The 19,909-nt window shown below is 73.7% G+C and carries 23 protein-coding genes; 10 read left to right on the plus strand and 13 right to left on the minus strand.

Translation table 11 applies throughout. The annotated features are described in order from the left end of the window. Positions 1-71 precede the first annotated feature (71 nt). On the minus strand, positions 72-1,283 hold the full coding sequence (locus QSK00_RS07880) for an MFS transporter (protein ID WP_285589279.1): 1,212 nt from the start codon (positions 1,281-1,283) through the stop codon (positions 72-74). 70 nt (positions 1,284-1,353) lie between these two features. Between QSK00_RS07880 and QSK00_RS07885 the strand changes: the two genes are divergently transcribed. Then, positions 1,354-1,950 (plus strand): TetR-like C-terminal domain-containing protein, encoded by a 597-nt coding sequence (locus QSK00_RS07885; protein WP_285589280.1) that lies wholly within the window; start codon positions 1,354-1,356, stop codon positions 1,948-1,950. Here the strand turns inward: QSK00_RS07885 and QSK00_RS07890 are convergent. The 3 genes from QSK00_RS07890 to QSK00_RS07900 all read right to left on the minus strand — a co-directional run bounded on the left by QSK00_RS07890 (position 1,932) and on the right by QSK00_RS07900 (position 4,462). Then, on the minus strand, positions 1,932-3,098 hold the full coding sequence (locus QSK00_RS07890) for an alkane 1-monooxygenase (RefSeq protein WP_285589282.1): 1,167 nt from the start codon (positions 3,096-3,098) through the stop codon (positions 1,932-1,934). The genes QSK00_RS07885 and QSK00_RS07890 overlap by 19 nt on opposite strands. Before the next feature lie 523 nt (positions 3,099-3,621). Beyond that, positions 3,622-3,843 (minus strand): NIPSNAP family protein, encoded by a 222-nt coding sequence (locus tag QSK00_RS30405; RefSeq protein ID WP_352231101.1) that lies wholly within the window; start codon positions 3,841-3,843, stop codon positions 3,622-3,624. Between the two features lie 28 nt (positions 3,844-3,871). Next, complete coding sequence (locus tag QSK00_RS07900) at positions 3,872-4,462, minus strand: TetR/AcrR family transcriptional regulator (RefSeq protein WP_285589283.1); 591 nt, start codon at positions 4,460-4,462, stop codon at positions 3,872-3,874. A gap of 292 nt (positions 4,463-4,754) precedes the next feature. Between QSK00_RS07900 and QSK00_RS07905 the strand changes: the two genes are divergently transcribed. The 4 genes from QSK00_RS07905 (at position 4,755) to QSK00_RS07920 (ending at position 7,749) form a co-directional block, all read left to right on the plus strand. Then, a complete protein-coding gene (locus QSK00_RS07905; protein WP_285589284.1) occupies positions 4,755-5,699 on the plus strand; it encodes a hypothetical protein in 945 nt (314 codons plus the stop codon). 230 nt (positions 5,700-5,929) lie between these two features. Then, positions 5,930-6,484, plus strand: coding sequence for a mycothiol transferase (locus QSK00_RS07910; protein ID WP_285589286.1), 555 nt, complete (start codon positions 5,930-5,932; stop codon positions 6,482-6,484). Beyond that, positions 6,481-7,371: an aldo/keto reductase gene (locus tag QSK00_RS07915; RefSeq protein ID WP_285589288.1), complete on the plus strand. Its 891-nt coding sequence runs from the start codon at positions 6,481-6,483 to the stop codon at positions 7,369-7,371. The genes QSK00_RS07910 and QSK00_RS07915 overlap by 4 nt, the downstream gene beginning before the upstream one ends. 36 nt (positions 7,372-7,407) lie before the next feature. Further along, a complete protein-coding gene (locus QSK00_RS07920) occupies positions 7,408-7,749 on the plus strand; it encodes a hypothetical protein (RefSeq protein WP_285589291.1) in 342 nt (113 codons plus the stop codon). Here the strand turns inward: QSK00_RS07920 and QSK00_RS07925 are convergent. Genes QSK00_RS07925 through QSK00_RS07935 form a run of 3 tightly spaced genes read right to left on the minus strand, consistent with a single transcriptional unit; the run spans position 7,718 to position 11,246 of the window. After that, positions 7,718-8,950 (minus strand): cytochrome P450, encoded by a 1,233-nt coding sequence (locus QSK00_RS07925; protein WP_285589293.1) that lies wholly within the window; start codon positions 8,948-8,950, stop codon positions 7,718-7,720. The two genes, QSK00_RS07920 and QSK00_RS07925, sit on opposite strands and share 32 nt — an antisense overlap. Then, positions 8,950-9,525, minus strand: a complete 576-nt coding sequence (locus QSK00_RS07930) for a TetR/AcrR family transcriptional regulator (protein WP_285589295.1) — start codon at positions 9,523-9,525, stop codon at positions 8,950-8,952. The genes QSK00_RS07925 and QSK00_RS07930 overlap by 1 nt, the downstream gene beginning before the upstream one ends. Next, positions 9,522-11,246, minus strand: a complete 1,725-nt coding sequence (locus QSK00_RS07935; protein WP_285589297.1) for a GMC family oxidoreductase N-terminal domain-containing protein — start codon at positions 11,244-11,246, stop codon at positions 9,522-9,524. The genes QSK00_RS07930 and QSK00_RS07935 overlap by 4 nt, the downstream gene beginning before the upstream one ends. Before the next feature lie 185 nt (positions 11,247-11,431). Between QSK00_RS07935 and QSK00_RS07940 the strand changes: the two genes are divergently transcribed. Continuing rightward, positions 11,432-11,725 carry a helix-turn-helix domain-containing protein gene (locus tag QSK00_RS07940; RefSeq protein ID WP_285589299.1) on the plus strand — a complete coding sequence of 98 codons (294 nt, stop codon included), beginning with the start codon at positions 11,432-11,434 and terminating at the stop codon, positions 11,723-11,725. A 189-nt stretch (positions 11,726-11,914) separates the two neighbouring features. On the opposite strand, the gene QSK00_RS07945 is transcribed toward QSK00_RS07940, so the two are convergent. Together QSK00_RS07945 and QSK00_RS07950 are read right to left on the minus strand one after the other, a co-directional pair. Beyond that, positions 11,915-12,502 (minus strand): ClpP family protease, encoded by a 588-nt coding sequence (locus QSK00_RS07945; protein ID WP_285589301.1) that lies wholly within the window; start codon positions 12,500-12,502, stop codon positions 11,915-11,917. Continuing rightward, positions 12,499-13,104 carry a ClpP family protease gene (locus QSK00_RS07950; protein ID WP_285589304.1) on the minus strand — a complete coding sequence of 202 codons (606 nt, stop codon included), beginning with the start codon at positions 13,102-13,104 and terminating at the stop codon, positions 12,499-12,501. The genes QSK00_RS07945 and QSK00_RS07950 overlap by 4 nt, the downstream gene beginning before the upstream one ends. A gap of 105 nt (positions 13,105-13,209) precedes the next feature. Here QSK00_RS07950 and QSK00_RS07955 point away from each other — a divergent pair, with 105 nt between their 5' ends. Continuing rightward, on the plus strand, positions 13,210-13,638 hold the full coding sequence (locus QSK00_RS07955; RefSeq protein ID WP_285589306.1) for an MOSC domain-containing protein: 429 nt from the start codon (positions 13,210-13,212) through the stop codon (positions 13,636-13,638). A 24-nt stretch (positions 13,639-13,662) separates the two neighbouring features. Further along, positions 13,663-14,538: a cytochrome P450 gene (locus QSK00_RS07960; RefSeq protein ID WP_285589308.1), complete on the plus strand. Its 876-nt coding sequence runs from the start codon at positions 13,663-13,665 to the stop codon at positions 14,536-14,538. Positions 14,539-14,541: 3 nt separating this feature from the next. Here QSK00_RS07960 and QSK00_RS07965 read toward each other — a convergent pair whose 3' ends face one another. Genes QSK00_RS07965 through QSK00_RS07975 form a run of 3 tightly spaced genes read right to left on the minus strand, consistent with a single transcriptional unit; the run spans position 14,542 to position 17,952 of the window. Then, a complete protein-coding gene (locus tag QSK00_RS07965; RefSeq protein WP_285589310.1) occupies positions 14,542-16,719 on the minus strand; it encodes a molybdopterin-containing oxidoreductase family protein in 2,178 nt (725 codons plus the stop codon). A 10-nt stretch (positions 16,720-16,729) separates the two neighbouring features. After that, positions 16,730-16,963, minus strand: coding sequence for a mycothiol transferase (locus QSK00_RS07970; RefSeq protein ID WP_285589312.1), 234 nt, complete (start codon positions 16,961-16,963; stop codon positions 16,730-16,732). After that, positions 16,960-17,952, minus strand: coding sequence for a LysR family transcriptional regulator (locus tag QSK00_RS07975; RefSeq protein ID WP_285589315.1), 993 nt, complete (start codon positions 17,950-17,952; stop codon positions 16,960-16,962). Before QSK00_RS07975 ends, QSK00_RS07970 begins: the two co-directional genes overlap by 4 nt. An 86-nt stretch (positions 17,953-18,038) precedes the next feature. On the opposite strand from QSK00_RS07975, the gene QSK00_RS07980 reads away from it, so the two are divergent. Further along, positions 18,039-18,953: a TIGR03564 family F420-dependent LLM class oxidoreductase gene (locus QSK00_RS07980; protein WP_285589319.1), complete on the plus strand. Its 915-nt coding sequence runs from the start codon at positions 18,039-18,041 to the stop codon at positions 18,951-18,953. Positions 18,954-18,961: 8 nt separating this feature from the next. Here QSK00_RS07980 and QSK00_RS07985 read toward each other — a convergent pair whose 3' ends face one another. Further along, positions 18,962-19,342 (minus strand): DUF6069 family protein, encoded by a 381-nt coding sequence (locus QSK00_RS07985; protein ID WP_285589322.1) that lies wholly within the window; start codon positions 19,340-19,342, stop codon positions 18,962-18,964. A gap of 69 nt (positions 19,343-19,411) precedes the next feature. Between QSK00_RS07985 and QSK00_RS07990 the strand changes: the two genes are divergently transcribed. Next, complete coding sequence (locus QSK00_RS07990; protein WP_285589328.1) at positions 19,412-19,897, plus strand: MarR family winged helix-turn-helix transcriptional regulator; 486 nt, start codon at positions 19,412-19,414, stop codon at positions 19,895-19,897. Positions 19,898-19,909: the final 12 nt, after the last annotated feature.

Genomic DNA, 19,909 nt, shown 5'->3' on the forward strand with positions numbered 1-19,909 from the left:
ATCAAAGAAATGGTCAAGAACGGGGTGTCGAGACCAAAGAGACGTCAAGGGCGGACCTTCTCAGAATCTACTCAGGCCGCGGTTGTCAAGGCGGGCCGACGACGCCGGGCGTGCACCAGATTGATCGCCACGGCCGCGGCGCCGAGGACGACGACCACGCCGCCGTAGACCTCCGCGGCGGTCGCCAGACCGACGATGCCGCTGCCGATTCCCGCGACCACGGCGGGCACCGAGAACGCGGTGTAGGAGATGACGTAGGCGACGGCGAACAGTTCGCCCCGTTCGCCCGGTTCCGCGATCTCGGCGAACACCCCGAAACAGGCCAGGGCGGCCGCCCCGAATCCGATCCCCGCGACCACGGTGCCGAGTCCGGCGACGAGCACGGACGTCAGGGCCATCCCGGCCAGGGTCACCGTCGTGCCGACCGCGAGCAGTCCGGCCGCGGGCGCCACCAGGCCGCGCACCGGGCGGTCGCGCAACAGGTAGGACGCCAGGGCGCCGGTGCCACAGAGCAGGGTCACGACCAGCCCGCCGACGAGCCGCGACCCCACCCCGAGCAGCGTCGCCGCGATGGACGGCCCGAGGGACATGTAGAGCCCGCCGAGGGCCCAGCTCGTGACGAGCACCGGGGTCACGGCGAGCACCTCGCCGCGCAGGCGGGGGGCGACGCCGACCCGCGGGACCAACGACGCCCACACGCCGGTCCGCCGCGTCGCGGTCTCCGGCAGTACGGCCACGATCACCGCCGAGAGCACGAGGAGCGCGAGCAGCACGATCCACACCAGGCGCGTGGGCGCCGGGGCGAGCTGGATGAGCGCGCCGGCACCGACCGCGCCGGCGGCCAGGCCGGCGAGGGTGCCCACACCCGTGACCATCCCGGCGCGGTGCGGGGCCTCGCGGGGCGCGAGGTCGACCATCGTCGCGCCCAGGGTCGTGATCGCGGCGCCGGTCGCGATGCCCTGCAGCACCCGGGCGACGAGCAGCGCCGGGACCCCACCCGCCGTCAGGAAGACGACGAAGGAGATCGCCTCGAGGGCGATCGCCCCGGCCAGCACGGGGCGGCGCCCGACGTGGTCGGAGAGGGCGCCGACGACGAGGAGTGCGCCGAGCAGTCCGAGCACGTAGACGGCGAAGACGATGGTCAGCGTCGCGGCCGAGAACCCGAAGAGCTGCTGGTAGAGCGGGTACAGCGGGCTCGGCACGCTGGAGGCGGCGGGGAAGAGCACGACGATGCCGCCGACGGCCGCGAACAGCCGGGCACGGGTCCGATCCTCAGAGCGCACAGATCGCTGCGTTTGCACGACGGCGACGCTAGCACGCCTGCGGCAAAGATCGCTGCGTTAGTATTGCCGTATGAACGAGGCGAGCGGGTCGCGGCCCGGAGGACGGTCCGCGCGGGTGCGTGCGTCGGTGCACCGGGCGGTCGAGGACCTGGTCGCCGAGGGCGTGCGGATCGAGGACCTCACCATCCCGGTCATCGCGGCCCGGGCCGGGGTCCACGCGACGACGGTCTACCGGCGCTGGGGATCGGTGGCGGAGCTGCTGGCCTCGGTCGCGGAGCACCGCTTCACCGGCGACGTGGTGGTGCCCGACACGGGCTCCCTCGGCGCCGACCTCGAGCGGTGGGCCACCGACGTGGCGCGCGACCTCGCCGACCCGGACACCCTCGCGCTGATGCGCGCCTCCATCGGGGCGGGGGAGACCGCCTCGTGCGCCTGCACCGCCGACCGCCGCACCCAGATCGCCGCGGTCCTGGAGCGGGAGACCGCACGCGGGGGAGACGTGCCCGCGGTCGACGCCGTGGTCGACGGCCTCCTCGCGCCGCTGTACTACTCCGCGCTGTTCGTGCCCGCGCACGACGACGGGCCCGCACCCGGGGATCGGGTACGGGCCCTCGTCGGGAAGCTGCTGGGCGGCGACGTGCTCTCCGCTCAGGCGCTGACGCCGTAGCGCCGGCGCTTGCGGGGCAGCACGTTGGCGAGCTCGAGGTCGCCGTCGTAGTGCGCCCGGACCTTCGGGTCCATGACGGCCCGCCACAGCGGCGGGATCACCGCGACGACGATCATCGTGCCGTAGCCGCTGGGCAGCTGCGGCGACTCCTCGAAGTGGCGCAGCGTCTGGTAGCGGCGCACCGGGTTCGCGTGGTGGTCGGAGTGGCGCTGCAGCTGGTAGAGCAGCAGGTTCGAGACCGTGTGGTCGGCGTTCCAGGAATGGCGCGGGTCGACCCGCTCGTACCGGCCGTCGGCCCGCTTCTGGCGCTTGAGCCCGTAGTGCTCGAGGTAGTTCACGACCTCGAGCAGGCTGAATCCGACGAACGCCTGGACCAGCAGCCACCCGAGCACGGTCCAGCCGAAGACCGCGGTGAGGGCGCCGAACAGGACGACGGTCATCGCCCACGCGATCAGGATGTCGTTGCGCCAGGTCCAGTAGCTCTTGTCGTGGCGCGCGAACCGCTTCTTCTCCAGGTGCCAGGAACTGGTCAGCGAACCCCAGACGCTGCGCGGCAGGAAGCTCAGCCAGAAGTTCTCACCGAGGCGTGAGCTCGCCGGGTCCTCCGGGGTCGCGACCCGCACGTGGTGACCGCGGTTGTGCTCGACGTAGAAGTGGCCGTACGCGGACGTGGCGAGCGCGATCTTCGAGAGCCAGCGCTCGTTCTCCTCGCGCTTGTGCCCGAGCTCGTGCGCGGTGTTGATCGCGACCCCGGAGACGACGCCCATCGTCAGGGCGAGCCCGAGGTCGCTGTACCAGGGCAGGTCCTGCGTGGCCCAGACCCAGCACGTGAAGACGAGGCTCACGTACTGCACCGGGAGGAACAGGAAGGTGATCCACCGGTAGTACCGGTCCGCCTCGAGGCGGGCCCGCTCGGACTCCGGCGGGTTGTCGTCGGTGGTGCCGACGAGCAGGTCGAGGGCCGGCAGCGCTACGAACAGGATGATCGGGCCGAGCCACCAGAACAGACCCAGGCCGGTCGCGTGCACCAGCCCGTATGCGGCGATCGGCAGGGCCGGCATCACCACGCCCAGTGGCCACAGGTACCGGCGCCGGTCGCGCCACGGCTCCTGCTGCTCGATCGGTTCCCGTGCCTGTTCGATGGTCATCGTCGGCCTCCTCACGCTCCCCGTACTCGAATAACTGTGACAGCGCGTCGCCGTAGAAACAAGACCGAGTTTTTGTCTCAGAACGGGCAGTGGCTCCGGGACGGCGGGTTCCGGGGTGGCGGGCTCCGGGGTGGCAGGAAAGCGTCGTTGCTGTCATCGGGCGGCAGGGACGCCGCATCCTCGATCTCTTCCCGACGACGGGTCGGCCCGGCGGGGCCTGGGCGGGGCGCCCTCCTGGCGTCCTGTCGCGGTCTGCCGTCCGGCCGGGCTGGCCTTGTCGTTCTGGTTCACAACGACAAGGTCCGGGGGCGGCTGCGGCTCGCCACGACAGGGCGTACGCACGGTCGGGAAAGCACATGATCACGTCGGTGGGACGCAGGTAGGTGATGTCGATCTTCGAAACAGCCACCACCGTCCCCTCGACGTGATCATGTGCCGGAGGGGAAGCGGCGGGCGCACGACGGTGCGCTCGTGGCGCAGCACGCGGCCCGACTCGTCGCGGATGCGGTCGGCCGGAAGGAACTCACGGGCCGCCGTCGACGTGCTGTCGACAGAGCTCGTCGTCCGCGAGGCTCGGGAAGCCGACCAGGGCCAGCGCCTCGTCGCTCGCGCCCTCGCCGGGCAGGTAGTAGCCGTGGTGGGTGCCTCCGTGGCGGTCGACGAGGTCCATCCAGGTGGCCGCGAACCGTTCGAGGACGTCGATCTCCGGCGGACCGATCGTGCAGCGGACGACGCAGGTGGTCACGCCACGCGGACGACCCGGGCGGACATGATCACGAGAGGCAGAGCAGGCAGGCGGCGATCCGGGCGAGGCGGTCCGCGGCGTCGGCATGGCTGAGGCCGGGGGAGACCAGGTGGCTGATGGTCAGGCGGACGACCGCGTCCACGGCGTCGTCGACGACGCGGCCCTCCACCTCGGGCGCTCGGCGACGCACCCAGGCGCCGACCAGCCCGGTGCCGCCGGAGATGATCGCGTCGCCGCGGGTGGTGAGGAAGGGCAGGAGACCGGTGTCGCCACTGCGGCTGCCGGTGAGGATGGCCCGCAGGAGCGGGTTGTCGGCGGCCTCGTCGAGGGTGAAGCGGACCGATGCCCCGACGCCGTCGGGAACGCTCGCCGAGTCCTCGAGGACCGACGCGATCCCGGTGAAGAAGCGCTCCGCCTCGCGCGCGACCAGGGCCTCGCCGACGCCGTCCTTGGTGCCGAACTCCCGGTAGAGCGTGGGTCGGGACACCCCCGACGTCGTCGCGACCTCCCCGATCCGGACGCGGTCCCACCCGTGCTCGACGGCGAGCGAGGCGGCGGTGTCGAGCACGCGCTCGCGCACCTGGCGTCGGAACTCGACGCGGAGAGATTCGCCGGTCATGCGTCGAGTCTCACTCATAGCGACCGGTCGTGACCCGGGAGGACACACATAGCCGCCGGACGGGTGTCGACACTCCGCCCGTTATCGCATCGTGACCCGACTATTTGGTGGTGGGCGAACGGCCTGACCTGCAGGTCTGGGCGGAGCAAACACAGGGGGTGTCCGCTAGGCCGACCGAGTGAAGCGATCACACACGGCCAGACGGGTGTAACGCGTTCGTGTGCCTACCGATGAGTCGGCCAGATCAGGTGCTGGACAGGTCGTCGGGGCCAACGAACGAGGAGTCGCAAGGATGCGAGCACGTCCCGGGCGGTTGCTGCCGAGTGTCATGGTCGGCGGACTTCTGATCTCCGGATTGGCCCTGGGGGCCGGTGTCGCGGGCGCCGCGACGGTCGGTACCGATCAGTGCCTCGTCGGGTCGGACCTCTACAACATCAAGAACTCGACGCTCATCACCAAGGACGGGGACAAGTGCTCGTTCGGCGGCGCTGTCGTCACCTCCGTCGCAGATCTCGCGGCCGGGCTTATCGAGAAGGTCCAGACCGCGGCGGAGAACCCTGCCACGAAGACCGACCCCGCGACGAAGACCGACCCTGTTCCGAAAACTGACCCGGCTACCGGCTCGGGGACGGGTACTGGGACGACGAGCAGCACGGGTACTGGCACGGGCACCGCATCGAAGACTGAAGGCACGTCAACCACCCCTCCGGCGCCCGCTCCGGCTCCCCTCGTCGCGGCCCCGCCACCGGCCGCCCTGCCCGTCGCGGCGCCGGCTGCGCTCGGTGCCGCCGGTCCGGTCGGAGCGCTGCCGCCGCTGGCCGGGATCGCGCCGGCGGGGCTGGCGTCGAACCTGTTCAGCGCGAACAGCTACGACCCGGGCCTGCTGTTCGGCTCCCCGCTGGGCAACGCGGCGTCGGCGCTGTTCTCCCCGAAGGCCGACTCCGCCGTCACGACCGTCAGTCAGGCGCAGGCGCTCGCCGCTCCGACCGGAGGCGGTTACGGCACGCCCGCGACGATCGGCGTGGTCATCCTGGCCTGCCTCGTCGGGATCGCCGTGCGGCACCGGGTGATCAGCCGGATGAAGAGCCGGGAACTGCCCGCCGCCGAGTACCAGCCCCGGCACGCGGCCCCGGAGCCGGAGGACACCGAGCAGGTCACCGGACCGGACGCCGAGCCGGAGACGGAGCTGCACGACGCGTCGGAGGCGAGGACGCTCGTCGTGCTCTCCCGTCGCTGACCCTCGTGCGGCACGGGGAGACGCGCGATACTCCCCGTGCCACACCGCGAAGCCACCCCGGTCGGTCCGCGCCGACCGACCGGCCTCCGACGGCCGGCCTGCCCCCGGCCGCCACCGAGGGTCCGGCGGCGCACCCTGGGTGCCGCCGGATCCTCGGACCTCCCCGGGTCCACCCGACGATCCCGACGACCTCCGCGGCGACCCACGACACCCGGCTAGCGTGACCGCCCATGACCGACACGCCGTGGGAGCCGCCGCTCGCCGGCACGGAGACCCAGCAGCTCGTCGGCGCGCTCGAGCGGCTCCGGGCCACGTTCCGGTGGAAGGCCGACGGGCTCGACGAGGACGGCCTCGCCGCCACGGTCGGCGTCTCCTCCCTGACCCTCGGCGGGCTCCTCAAGCACCTCGCGTGGGTCGAGGCCCTGACGTTCCGGGCCAAGCTCCACGGTGATCCGCTCGGCCCGGAGTGGGACGACGCCCCCTGGGACGACGACCCCGACTGGGAGTTCTCCTCGGCCGCCGCCGACACCCCGGCCACGCTCTACGCGCGCTATGACGCCGCGGTCACCGACGCCCGGGACGCGCTGCAGAAGGCGCTCGACCACGGAGGCCTCGACCGCGCCGTCCACCTCACCGGTCCCGACGACGAGCCGGTGAGCCTCCGCCGCCTCGTCTGCGACCTCGTCGAGGAGTACGGCCGCCACACCGGCCATGCCGACCTGATCCGCGAGTACGTCGACGGCCGGACCGGAGAGGATCCCCCGGCAGGGTGGAGTCCCACGTGAGCAGGCTCGTCCTCGGCTGCATGCGCATCGAGGGTCTCGACGACGGGTCGATCCGGTCGCTGGTCGACACCGCGCTCGACGTCGGGATCACGGAGTTCGACCACGCCGACATCTACGGCTCCACCCGCCACGCGTGCGAGCGCCGGTTCGGCGAGGCGGCCGGGCTGACCGGCAGCCGCCGGGAGCAGGTGACGATCCAGACCAAGGTCGGCATCCGCGAGGGCTACTACGACTTCTCCCGCGAGCACGTCCGCCACTCGGTCGACGAGTCCCTCGACGCCCTGCGCACCGACCACGTCGACGTCCTGCTCCTGCACCGGCCGGACGCGCTCGCGGACCCCGACGACGTCGCCGAGACCCTCGACGGGCTCGTCACCGCGGGCAAGGTCCGGGCGATCGGGGTCTCCAACCACACCTCGGGGCAGATCGAGCTGCTCGCCCGCTCGCTGCCGCACCCGATCGTCGCGAACCAGATGCAGCTCGGGCTCGGCCACGCCCCGATGATTACGGCCGGGCTCGCGGCCAACGTGGCGGGCCTCGACCAGTCGGTCGACCGCGACGGCGGGGTGCTCGACGCGTGCCGGCTGCGCGACATCACCGTGCAGGCCTGGTCCCCGTTCGCGGACACGCACGGCCGGATCGTGCTCGGCGACCGCGAGCACCACCCGGAGCTGAACGACGCGCTCGAGGAGATCGCCGACGCGCACGGCGTCACCCCGACCGCCGTCGCCACCGCGTGGATCACCACCCACCCGGCGCGGATGCAGGTGGTCCTCGGCTCCACGCGGCCCGAGCGCATCCGCGAGGCCGCCGCGGGCGCGGACCTGCGGCTGACGCGGCCCGAGTGGTATCGCCTGGTCGCCGCCGCCGGCTACGCCATTCCCTGACGTAACGCGCTGGTCCGAATGGCCGAACATTCCGACATGGATTCCGTCGCGAGCTGGGTGGTCCTCGGCCTCGGGCTGCTCGTGATCCCGCTGGTGTCCGCCGTGCTGACCTACCGGCTGCTGCGTGCCCCGGCCCGCCTCTGGCAACTGACGCTGGCCCGGACGCTCTCGGGCCTGCCGGCCTTCCTCGGCATCGGCGCCGTCACGACGATCGCCCTGTCGTTCGCGGGTGGCCTGCCCGACGACGTGGGCGCGGTCGCCGCCGTGGTGACCGGCGTGCTCGTCGCGGGCAGCGTCTGCTTCACCGCCCGCGGGCTCCGGGTGCCGGTCGGCCCCGTGGAGCCGGTCAGCCCGCCAGACGCACCGGCAGGTGCTTGATCCCGTTCACGAAGATCGACTGCAGTCGGTCGGGCTCGCCGACGACCTCGAGGGTCGGCATCTCGGTCAGCAGCCGCCGGAACATCACGCCCGCCTCGCGCCGTGCCAGGTGCGCGCCGAGGCAGAAGTGCGGACCGTGCGCCCCGAACCCCTGGTGCGGGTTGGGGGAGCGGTGCAGGTCGAGCCGGTCGGGCTCGGTGAACACCGACTCGTCGCGGTTGGCCGACCCGTAGAGCAGCAGCAGCTTCTCCCCGGCCGCCACGGGCACCCCGCCGACCGTCGTGTCCGCGACGACGGTGCGCCGCATCCAGTTGATCGGCGACGCCCAGCGCACCACCTCGTCGACCGCGGTCGGCAGCTCCGGTTCGGCGGCCCACTGCTTCCGCACGGAGGGGTCGAGGTGCATCCCCCAGACTCCGTGCGTGACGGCGTTGCGGGTCGTCTCGTTCCCGGCGACACACAGCAGGATGAAGAACGACGCGATCTCCTGGGGGGAGAGCCGCTCGCCGTCGACCTCGCCGTGCACGAGCGCCGAGAGCACGTCGTCGCGCGGGGTCGCCTCGACGTCCGCCGCGAGCTCGGTCATCAGGCCCGCGAGGCCCGCGCCCGCCGTGAGGTAGTCCTGCAGCGGGTTCTCCGAGGTGACGTACTCCGGGTCGTCCCCGGCCAGGATCATGTTCGACCAGGTGAAGACGTCCGCTCGGCGCGACTCCGGGATCCCCATCATGTCGCAGATCAGCAGCAGCGGGAGCGGCGCGGAGATCTCGCTGACCAGGTCGAACTCGCCGCCCTGCTCGGCCGCCTTCGCCCGCGCCCGCGCGAGGACCTCGTCGGCGATCCGCTCGACGTCGTCGATCAGCCCGGAGACCCGCTTCGGGGTGAACGCGGCCGCCGCGATCCGGCGGATCTTGGTGTGGCGCGGGGCGTCCATGCTGATCAGCGAGCCGAAGAACTCGTGGGCCTCGGCGGGCAGGTCCAGGATCGACACCGCACCCTGCCCGGAGCAGAAGCGCTGCGGGTCGCGGCTCACCTCGTCGACGTCGGCGTGCCGGGCGACCACGCGGAACCCGGGGCCCTTCTCGAAGCCCGGGAACTCCGGCTCCTCGAACCACGGCAGCCCGTCGGTCGCCCGCAACTCCGCGAAGGCGGCGTAGCGGTCCTTCCAGGGCAGCATCCAGAACTCGCGGTTACCGAGATCCATCAGTCCTCCAGAACGGTCACGAACGCGGTGGTCAGGAGCTTCCGGACGGCGGGTCGGTCGAGCGAGCCACGCACGAGCCACTCGCGCGAGGCGGCCCGGACCATGCCGAAGAAGGCGCGCACGCGGGCGCGCAGCGGTTCGTCGCAGGCGTCGCGGCCGAGCGCGGTGAGCACCCGGTCGACGGCGGTCTCGTCGGCGTCCTCGACCACGGCGTCGACCTCGGGGTCCCCGGAGAGCCCGATCCCGACCGACAGCCACAGCGAGCGGCGGTCCTCCACCGTGTCGAGGAACCAGTCGACGGCCGCGCCGGCGCGGTCGTCGGGACGCTGCCCGGCGAGGTCGGTCGCGGCCTGCTCCGGGATCGTCAGCAGCTCGCGCAGCGCCTCGAGGTAGAGCGCGCGCTTCGTGCCGAAGTAGTGGTTGAGCAGGGCGCGGGCGACGCCCGCCTCCCGGGCGAGCTCCGTCGTCGACACCTCGCCGTACGGGCGCTCCGCGTAGAGACGCAGCGCGGCGTCGAGGATCTCCGTGCGGCGCGCGTCGGGGTCGAGCCGGCGGCGCGCCGCGAGCTCGGTCACCGCAGCACCGTGAGCGGGAGCCGGAGCGCCGCGGGTGCCTCCTCCGGGACGACGGGTCGGACCGGCGCGACCGGCTCCACCCGGCGGTACGCCGTGCCCGGCGCGGGCCGTGCGTCGGGCTCGCCCGCGTTCGGCCACAGCGACAGCGCCCGCTCGGCCAGCGCGGTGATCGTCAACGACGGGTTCACCCCGAGGTTCGACGGGATCGTCGACCCGTCGATCACGTGCACGCCGGGGTGACCGTGCAGGCGGTGGTAGGCGTCGACCACCCCGTCGTCGGGAGTCGACCCGAGTACCGCGCCGCCCAGGAAGTGCCCGGTCACCGGGATGTTCGCGAGGCTCGACGCCGCGCCCACGGGCACGCCGCGGATGCGCCGCGCGACCCGGCGGGCGACCTCGTGCCCGGCCGGGATCCACGGCGGGTTCGACTCGCCGTCGGGCTTGGCGCTCGTGAGGCCGGGCAGGAAGCGGCGCCGGCGGACCGTGAGCGAGTTGTTCAGCGTCTGCATCACCAGCAGGACGATCGACTCCTCCGACCAGCGCTTCGGCCGGTGGAGCAGGGGGAGTTCCCGACGACGGGTCACGACCTCGCGCAGGATGCGGCGCCAGCCCGGGCCCTGGCGACCGATCGTCGGGTCGGACGGATCGGCGGAGCCGTCGATGAGCATCGCCGACATCAGGGCGAGCAGGTTCGACCCGTGCCCGTAGCGCACCGGTTCGACGTGGGTGTTCTCGTCGACGTGGATCGACGACGTGATCGCGACGCCGTCGGTGAAGTCGGCCGCCGGGTCGGGCGTGCGGGCCGCCAGGATCGCCTCGGAGTTGGTGCGCACGCCGTGGCCGAGCCGGGCCGAGATGCGGGGGAGCAGGCCCTTGTCCCGCTGCCGGTGCAGGAGCCGCTGCGTGCCCAGGGCGGAGGCGGAGACGACCACCTGACCCGCCGTCAGCACCCGTCGTCGGGAACGGTGGCCGGGACGCGGGGTCTCGCGGACCTCGACCTCGTAGCCGGAGGCGCCCGAGAGGTCGCCGTGGCGGGGGCGGATCAGGGTCGCGGTGGTCATCGGGTGGACCGTGGCGCCCGCGGCCTCCGCGAGGTGCAGGTAGTTCTTCGCGACCGTGTTCTTCGCGTTGTGCCGGCACCCGGTCATGCACTCGCCGCAGTCGATGCAGGTGCGCCGGGCGGGTCCGGCGCCGCCGAAGTAGGGGTCGGGCACCTCGACGCCGGGCTCGTCACCGAAGAGCACCCCGACGTCGGCGTTGCGGTAGGTGTCGCCGACGCCCAGCTCCTCGGCCACGTCGCGCATCACGGCGTCCGCCGCGGAGGTGCGCGGGTAGGTCTGCACGCCGAGCATGCGCGAGGCCTGGTCGTAGTGGCGGTCGAGCTCGTCGTCCCAGTCGACGCCGGCGGGCCAGGTGCCGTCGGCGAACACCCGGGCCGGGGGCCGGTAGAGCGTGTTGGCGTACACCAGCGACCCGCCGCCCACGCCCGCGCCGGAGAGCACGAGCACGTGGCGCAGCGGGTCGACGCGGAAGATCCCGTGGAAGCCCAGGCGCGGGGCCCACAGGAAGTCGCGCAGGTGCCAGGAGGTGCGGGCGAAGTCCTGGTCGGCGAATCGGCGGCCCGCTTCGAGCACGCCGACCCGGTAACCCTTCTCGGTGGCTCGCAGCGCGGCGACACCGCCGCCGAATCCCGAGCCGATCACGAGGACGTCGTAGTCCATGTCGAGAACTCTGCGCCGCTTGTTGGCAGCTTGTCAACAGTGGGTCGCCGTTCTGCTCCTGGCGGATCCGGGGGACGGTGGGCGGCCCGGTCTGCGACCGTGCTCGCATGGGTGAGCTGATTCGGCTGGACGCGCACCGGACGGACCGAGCGACCGGCACTCTCGCGCACGGAGATGCTGCGAAGGTGCCGCTCGCTCGGGACGCAGCCCCGGAACCCCTGTGGCGCGAGGTGGTCGGCCGCCGGATCCGGGCCGTGCGTCGGGAGCGGGGCGAGCGCCTGGCCGACACCGCCGAGCGCGCCGGCATGTCGCCGCAGTACCTGTCGGAGGTCGAGCGCGGCCGCAAGGACCCGTCCAGCGAGATCCTCGCGGCCGTCGCCGGGGCGCTCGGCGTCCCGCTGCGCGACCTGATCGGGCTCGTTCACGCCGACCTCGCCCGCGGTGCCGGGTCCCGGGGGCCGGTGCTGCTCGCCGCCTGAGCGCCGGCGCTCCGGGGGCCCGACCTGCGCGTCGCGCACACCGTTCGAGGACCGGACGCCCCGGCGGCGGCGACCCCTGCGCGTCGCGCACACACGGCCGTCGGATGTGTGCGTCACGCGCAGGGATCGCGCGGGTCGACCGCCGGACCGGCCGGAGTGTGTGCGTCACGCGCGGGTCTCGCCGCGTCATCAGTGCCGGTCGATCACCTGGTCGACGATCCCGTAGTCGCGGGCCGCGGCGGCGGTGAGGACGAGGTCGCGGTCGGTGTCGCGGCGCAGCACCGCCTCGTCCTGCCCCGTGTGTCTCGCCAGGATCGCCTCCATCTCCGCGCGGACCCGGACCACCTCGTCCGCGGCCAGGATGAGGTCGGGGATCGCGCCGCGGCCCTGGGCGGCGGGCTGGTGGAGCACCACCCGGGCGTGGGGGAGCGCCGACCGCCGCCCCGGTGCGCCCGCCGCGAGGAGCACCGCCCCCGCCGCGACCGCCTGGCCGACGCACGTCGTCGCCACCGGCGCGCGGACGTACTGGAGGGTGTCGTAGACCGCGAGCATCGCCGCCGTGTCCCCGCCCTCGCAGTTCACGTAGAGCCCGATCTCCTGCTCCGGGGCCTCCGCCTCGAGGTGCAGCAGCTGGGCGATCAGCGCGTTCGCGACCCCGGCGTCGATCGCCGTCCCCAGGTACACGATCCGTTGGCTCAGCAGGTGCGAGTAGACGTCGGTGATCCGCTCGCCCCGGGAGTCCCGGGTCAGGACGTTGGGGATGGTGTAGCTGCTCACGCCGCCACCCCCATCCCGACGCGCAGCCGCCGCACCGGCATGACCTGGTCGAAGCTCGACACGATCCCGTCGACGAACCCGTAGTCCCGAGCCTCGTCGGCGGTGAACCACCGGTCGTGCAGCGAGTCCTCGAAGACCCGCTCCGGCGGCTGTCCGGTGTCCTCGGCGATGAGGCCGAGGACGGTGTCGCGGGTGTGCCGCAGGTCGTTGGCCTGCACCTCGACCTCGACCGCGGATCCTCCGATCCCCGACGAGCCCTGGTGCATCAGGATCTTCGCGTGCGGCAGCGCGAAGCGCTTGCCCGGCGTGCCGGCCGAGAGCAGGAACTGGCCGGCGCTGCACGCGAGGCCCAGCGCGAGGGTCGAGACGTCGACTGGCACGAGGCGCATCACGTCCCGGATCGCGAGCATCGCCGGGACCGACCCGCCGGGGGAGTGGATCCACAGCGCGATGTCCGCCGAGTCGTTCTCCGCGGCGAGGGTGAGCAGGTGGGTGGCGAGGGCGGTGCCGTTGTCGTCGTCGAGCGCGCCGTCGAGCACGAGCACGCGGTGGCGCAGCAGCTGCGCCCGCAGGTCGGGGGAGAAGGACGTCGGGTCGGTCATGGCCCCGACCCTGACTTCCCGACGCCGGGTCCGGCCGCGGCTTCCGCCGTCGGCAGCGTCGCGCTGCTGTGAGCGGCGGGGCTCCGACTCCCTACCCTGGACGCCGTGATCGTCGCCGCCCTCCACGTCGCGCCGGAGCGGAAGGCGCCGATGCAGGCGGTCGAGCGGATCGAACTCGAGGCCGGGAAGGGCGTCGTCGGGGACCGCTACTTCGGCACCCGACACCGCCACGTGTCCCTGCAGTCGCTCGAGGAGCTCGCCGAGGCGGCCGACGCCCGCGGCGCCCCGGTCCCCGCCGGCGCCACCCGCCGCACCGTCACCGTCGACTCCGGCCGCGTCCCCACGACGCCGGGCGCCCGCATCCACCTCGGGGACGTCGAGCTCGAGGTCGTCCGCAAGGCCGCCCCGTGCCGCGTCATGGAGACCTCCGTCGGTCCCGGCGCCGCCCGCGCGATGCACGAGCGCGGCGGGGCGATCTGCCGGGTCCTGACGTCGGGTGTGGTCGCGCTGGGCACGTCCGTGACCCTCGCGTGACCGCGGGCGGGGCGCACTCGCCGGATGGGCCTGCGCATCGACCTGCGCGTGGGTTCCGGACGCCGGCCGCCCTGGCCGACCCCGCGCCCGTCTACGCGAGACTCCGTCGCCTGGGCCCGGTGCTGCGTGCGCGGGACCTCCTCGGCAGCGGCTACGTGCTCACCCGGCACGAGGACGTCGCCCGGGTCCTGCGCGATCCGCGCTTCGCCAACGACCGTGGCTCCGTCCCCGGCGTCCGGTCGCTGGACCGGTGGTGGACGCCGTCGATGGCGCGGCTGCTCGTCTCCAGCATGGTGTTCAAGGACCCGCCGGATCACCGTCGCCTGCGCGGTCTGGTCCAGCAGGCGTTCACCCCCGCCCGCGTCGCCCGCCTCGGCGAACGGGTGGCCGAGATCGCCGACGACCTGCTCGACGCCGCGGCCCGGAAGCCGGTCGTCGACCTCATGGCGGACTTCGCGCTCCCCGCTGGTCGACTCCGCCATCGAGGAGATCCTGCGGTTCACCAACCCGGTCGGCTTCGTCGCACCCCGCTTCGCCATCGAGGACATGGAGATCGCCGGGGTCCCCCTCCCGCGCGGGAGCATGGTGACGCCGCTGATCGCGTCGGCGAACCTCGACGAGTCGGCCTTCCCGCGCGCGGACACCCTCGACATCACCCGCAGCCCGAACCGACACCTGTCCTTCGGGCTCGGGAGCCACTTCTGTCTCGGCGCCCCGCTCGCCCGCCTCGAGGCCCGGATCGCCCTCCCCGCGCTGCTCCGCCGCTTCGAGCGCCTCGAACTCGCGGTACCCGTGGAGCAGTTGTCCTGGCGCCCGCACGTCGCGCTGCGCGGGGTCCGGGCGCTGCCCCTCACGGTCACCCCGACGACGGACGCCGCGCTGCGCTCCGCCGGGACCTGACGTTCACGCCGGTGATGGCGAGGCCCGTTCCACGGTGACCTCGTGGGCGAGCATCACGGCCTGACCGCTGACCGGGTCGAGGTGCGCGGGCCCGCCCGGGATCACGTCGTTGACGTTGACGCCCGGCAGGGCCCGGGCCCGCCGCGGACCCGTGGCGGCGTGGCCCCAGCCGTGCGGCACGACGACCACGCCGGGCGCGACGTCGGTGGTGAGCGAGACCGGGAGGGTGATCCGTCCGGTCGGGCTCGACACCTCGACGAGGTCGCCGTCGTCGAGGCCCCGCGCCGCCCCGTCGTCGGGATGGAGCAGCGCGCTGTTGCCGTCGGGCTGACGGATGTGGCTGTTGTTGTGCATCCACGAGTTGTGCGAGCGGCGGTCGCGGCGCCCGACGAGCCGCAGCACGCCGGGGCGGGCGAGGTCGGCCTCCGCGGCCTCCAGGCGGGCGAGGTCGGCGAGCAGGTCGGCAGGCGCGAGGTCGACCAGGCCGTCGGGGGTGGCCACCCGTCGTCCGAGGAAGGAGCCCGGCTCGGTCGCCGGGAGCAGCACGCCCTCGGGGTGCCGCCGGAGCTCAGCGAGCGTCGTCCGGCGACCCCAGCGCAGGAGCAGTGCGACGACCTGGTCCGGGCCGACACGCAGCCGACCGCGCAGCCGACCGGGGAGGCGGGCGAGGAGGCGGTCCAGCCAGGGCAGGACGTGCGCCGCCGTCGTGCCCCAGGGCCGGACCCCGGCCGCGAGGGCGAGGTCGGAGAAGATCCGCCACTCGGTGCGGCGCTCGCCGAGCGGCGCGACGACGGGCGGGGTCCACTGCGCGTGCGGCACGACCTGCAGCGACTGGTGCGAGGCGGGGAAGTCGCTGCGTTCGAGCATGTCGGTGGCCGGGAGCACGTAGTCGGCGTGGGCGGCCGTCTCGTTGCGGTAGAGGTCGACGCTGACGAGCAGGTCGAGCTGCGGCAGCGCGTCGCGCAGCTCGCCGCCCGGCACCGAGTGCACGGGGTTGCCCGCCGTCACGAACAGCGCCCGCACCCGGTCCGGGTGGTCGGTGGTGATCTCCCCGGCGAGGGCGCCGACCGGGAAGGCGCCGGCGACCCGGTGCCAGCGGCCGTCGGTGGTGCGGTGCTCGTCGAACCGGCCGAGTCCGATCAGGCCGGCGAGCCGCACGGTGTCGACGGCGCCGCGGGGGACCAGCAGCCCGCCGCGCCGATCGAGGTTGCCGGTGAGCAGGTTCAGGCCCTGGATCAGCCAGTAGGCGATCGAGCCGAAGGGCCCCATGTTGACCCCGGTCGAGCAGTACAGGGCCGCACCGTCGGCGGCCGCGTAGGCCCGGGCCAGCTCCCGGATCGTCGCGGCGGGGATCCCGGTGACGGCTGCGGCGCGCTCGGGCGTCCACGGCGCGGCGGCCGCGACGAACTCGTCGACCCCACGGGCGACCCGACGGGCGCGCGCGAGGTCGAGGTCGTCCTCGTGGGCCAGGACGTGCAGCATCGCGGCGAGCAGGTAGGCGTCGGTGCCCGGACGGATCGGCAGGTGCTCGCCGACGCGTCGGGCGGTCTCCGTGCGGCGCGGGTCGACGATCACCACGCGGCCGCCGCGCTCGGAGATGCGCTGCAGCACGCCCGCGGCGTCGGCGACGGTGATGACCGACATCTGGCTGACCAGCGGATTGGTCCCGAGACAGACGAACATCTCGACGTGGGAGAGGTCGGGCACCGGGTGGACCAGGGAGAGCCCGTACATCTCGGTCGAGACGTGGAACTTGGTGTTGACGTCCACCGAGTGCGAGGCGAACACGTTGGGGGAACCGAGCGCCTCGACGAACGCCGCCGACATGGTGGTGTGCGCGAAGGAGAAGAAGGTCGGGTTGCCCTGGTAGAGCGCGACCGACCGCGCTCCGTGGTGGTCGACCAGCCCCCGCACGCGCGCGCCGATCTCGGCCAGCGCCTGGTCCCAGCCGATCGGCACCAGCTCGCCGTCCACGCGCTTGAGCGGGGTGTCGACCCGGTCCTCGTCGTGGTGCAGGGCGCCGAGCCCGAGGCCCTTGACGCAGCAGTAGCCCTGCGACACCGGGTGCTCGCGGTCGGGGCGCACCTTGACCACCTGCTCGTCGACCACGTCCACGACCAGGCCGCAGTGCACCTCGCAGATGCGGCAGAAGGTGCGGACGCTGCGGGGCGGGGCGCTCACCCGGCCGACCCTAGGTCGTCGGACGCGCCGCGAGGACCTGCTCGCGCAGGATGTCCGCGTGCCCCTGGTGCTGGGCGAGCTCGCGCAGCACCTGCAGATGGATGCCCCGGACGGTCCGGCCGCGGTCGAGCCCGTCGTCGGGACCCTCCTCCTCGGTCAGCCCGTCGAGCGTGGCGACGAGGCGCTCGCGGTGGTCGTCGAGCAGGGCGGTGATCGTCCCGAGCTCGGATCCGGTGGTGGTCATCGGGGCGACGGTGCGGCCGGAGGCGCGTGAACGGCAAGCGACCTTGCCGGATCGGCAAGCCCCTGGTGTGAGTCGACCGCACGCTCGAGGCGGCGGCCCACCCCGTCGCAGTGCTCGGCGGTCGTGGCGAGGAAGGCGGCGAGCGGCGGCGAGGCGTCGTCGGTGCGGAACACGAGGCACAGATCCGGGAGCGGAACCGGCGGGCGGACCTCCACCGTGGTCGTCTCGGGACGCACCGCCGCGCGCGCCCCGGACGGCAGCAGGCCCACGCCCAGCCCGCACGCCGCGAGACCGACGATCGTGTGGACGTCGCGGGCGCGGGTCACCGGTGCGGTCGGATCGCGGTCGTGCAGCAGGTCCGCCAACGCTGCGGTGGTGGCGGGCTCGTCGTCGTCCGAGGTGGCGATGAGCGGGGCGCGGCGCAGCTGGCCGTGGTCGACCGCGCCCGTCGTGGCGAAGGGGTGGGCGCGGTGGACCACGGCGACGAGCTGGTCGCTCTTCACCGCGACCGAGGTCAGACGCTCGGCGCCGGGGCCGCGCGGCGAGCCGCGGGTGATGGCCACGTCCGCCGCGCCGGAGAGCAGGGCGGCTGCCCCCTGGGTGCTGGAGAGCTCCGTGCACTCCAGCGACACCCCGGGGTGGGTCGCCCGGAACCGCGCGAGCAGCGAGGGCAGCAGCGCGACGAGCGCCGACCCGATGAAGGCCAGCCGCAGCGTCCCCGACTCGCCGCGGGCCGCCCGACGGACGTCGTCCGTGCCCCGGTCGACCTGACCCAGGACCTGCCGGGCGTGGGAGACGAGCACGGTGCCCGCCGCGGTCGGGACGGCGCCGTGCGCGGTCCGGTCGAACAGCCGGACCCCGAGCTGGTCCTCCAGCGCCGCGATCTGGCGCGAGAGCGGGGGTTGGGCGATGCCGAGCGCGCGGGCGGCCCGCCCGAAGTGCCGGTGCTCCTCGAGTGCCAGCGCATACCTCAGGTGTCGCAGCTCCACGTCCCCGTCATACCCGAGAGGTATCGGGCGGCGACGGCGCAGGCATCGGGTCGACCCGGGCCCGACCCCGTCGTCAGGGTCGGGGCATGCGGATCGGAGTGACCCTCGGGGCGGACCGGGGACGGGTGGACGTGGTCGACGAGGCCGTGGCCGAGGCCCGGGAGGCGGCCGGGGTGGGCATCGGCTCGGTGTGGTTCGGCCAGCGCTTCGGCACGGACGCGATCGCCCTGGCGGGGCTGGTCGGGCGGGAGGTCCCGGAGATCGAGGTCGGGGTGAGCGCGGTGCCGGTGTTCGGTCGCCACCCGGTGCTCGTCGGCTCCCAGGCGTTGACCGCGGCGGCGGCCACCGGCAACCGGTTCCGGCTGGGCCTGGCGATGGGCACGGCCGCCTGGACGGAGCGGGCCTTCGGTGTCCCGCACGAGCGTCCGGCCGCGCGCCTGGCGGAGTTCCTCACGGCGCTCGGGCCGCTCCTGGCCACCGGCACCACCGACCACCGCGGTGATCTCATCACCGCCGCGACCCCGACCCCCGCCCTGGTGGCCGGCGCGAAGGCCCCGCCCGTCCTCGTCGCCGCGATGGGCCCGCGGGCGCTGCGGGTCAGCGGGGCGCTGGCGGACGGCATCCTGCCGCGGCTGGCCGGCCCGCGGGTGCTCACCGACCGCATCGTCCCGACCGTCACCGACGCCGCCCGGACGGCGGGGCGGGGTGACCCGGCCGTGCTCGCGATCGTGCCCGTGACCGTCACCGACCGGCCCGACGAGGCCCGCGCCGCGGCCCGCGAACGCCTCGCCTTCTACGAGACCGTCCCGGCGTACCGCCGCATCCTCGACGAGGAGGGCGTCGAGCGGGCCGGCGACCTCGCGCTCGTGGGCGACGAGCGCACCGTGCTCGCGGGGCTGCGCCGGTACGTCGACGCCGGGGCGACGGAGCTGCTCATCGAGACCGACCTCGACGACCCGGACGCCCGCCGTCGCACCTGGGAGGCCGTGGGCGGGTGGTGATCAGGTGATCACTGAACGGTGGGGCGCAGCGCGACGACCACCGCGGACGCCACCACCGCGTGCATCGCCATCAGGCCGACCACGTTGGCGACGGTCGCGCCCTGGCCGAACAGCAGGAGGTCCGGGATCCAGGTCAGGGCCACGACGACCGGGATGACGACCGGCAGCGCCCGCGGGGCGACCCGGCGTACGGCGAACCATCCCGCGGTGCCGAGCAGCACGCCGACGACGGTTGCCGGCAGGAACACCGCGGGCTGCAGCCCCATCCCGATCCCGCCGTCGTCGAGCGCACCCGCGACGGTGGCGAGCAGCAGGTTGACCAGCGCCGCGACGACGACGGCGACGCCGAGCCGGGCGGGGATGGAGGTGGTGCGGACGGCGGTCGTCATGACGGGCGCTCCTCGGGTTGCGTGTGCAACTCAGAGCATGAGCCGGGTTGCCTGTTAAAGTCAACGCTCGTGGAGGACGAACCGCGCTGGCTCACCGACGAGGAGCGCCCGGCCTGGATCGCGCTGTGCAAGACGCTCATGACGCTGCCGGGCGCGCTGGAGAGCCAGCTGCTGCGCGACGCGGACCTGACGCTGTTCGGCTACATGATCCTGGCCCGGCTCTCGCTCTCCGAGGGCGGCACGAAGCAGATGAGCGACATCGCCGAGATGGCCAACGGGTCGCTCCCACGCACGTCGCACGCGGTGGCCCGACTCGAGGCGCGGGGTTGGGTGACGCGGACGGTGTGCACGGGGCAGGGCCGCCGGTTCACCGTCGCCACCCTCACCGACGCGGGCCGCGCGCACCTGGAGGCGGCCGCCCCGGCGCACGTGGCCGAGGTGCGGCGCCTCGTCGTCGATCCGCTCGGCGGGGACCTGCTCGCCGTCGGCGGCGCCATGGAGCGTGTCGTCGCCGCCCTCGGCCTGCCGGCGGGCTCCCTCGCGCCCGGCGACTGACCGCAGCCCCGA

Source organism: Actinomycetospora sp. NBRC 106378, from assembly GCF_030269685.1.
Lineage (GTDB): Bacteria > Actinomycetota > Actinomycetes > Mycobacteriales > Pseudonocardiaceae > Actinomycetospora.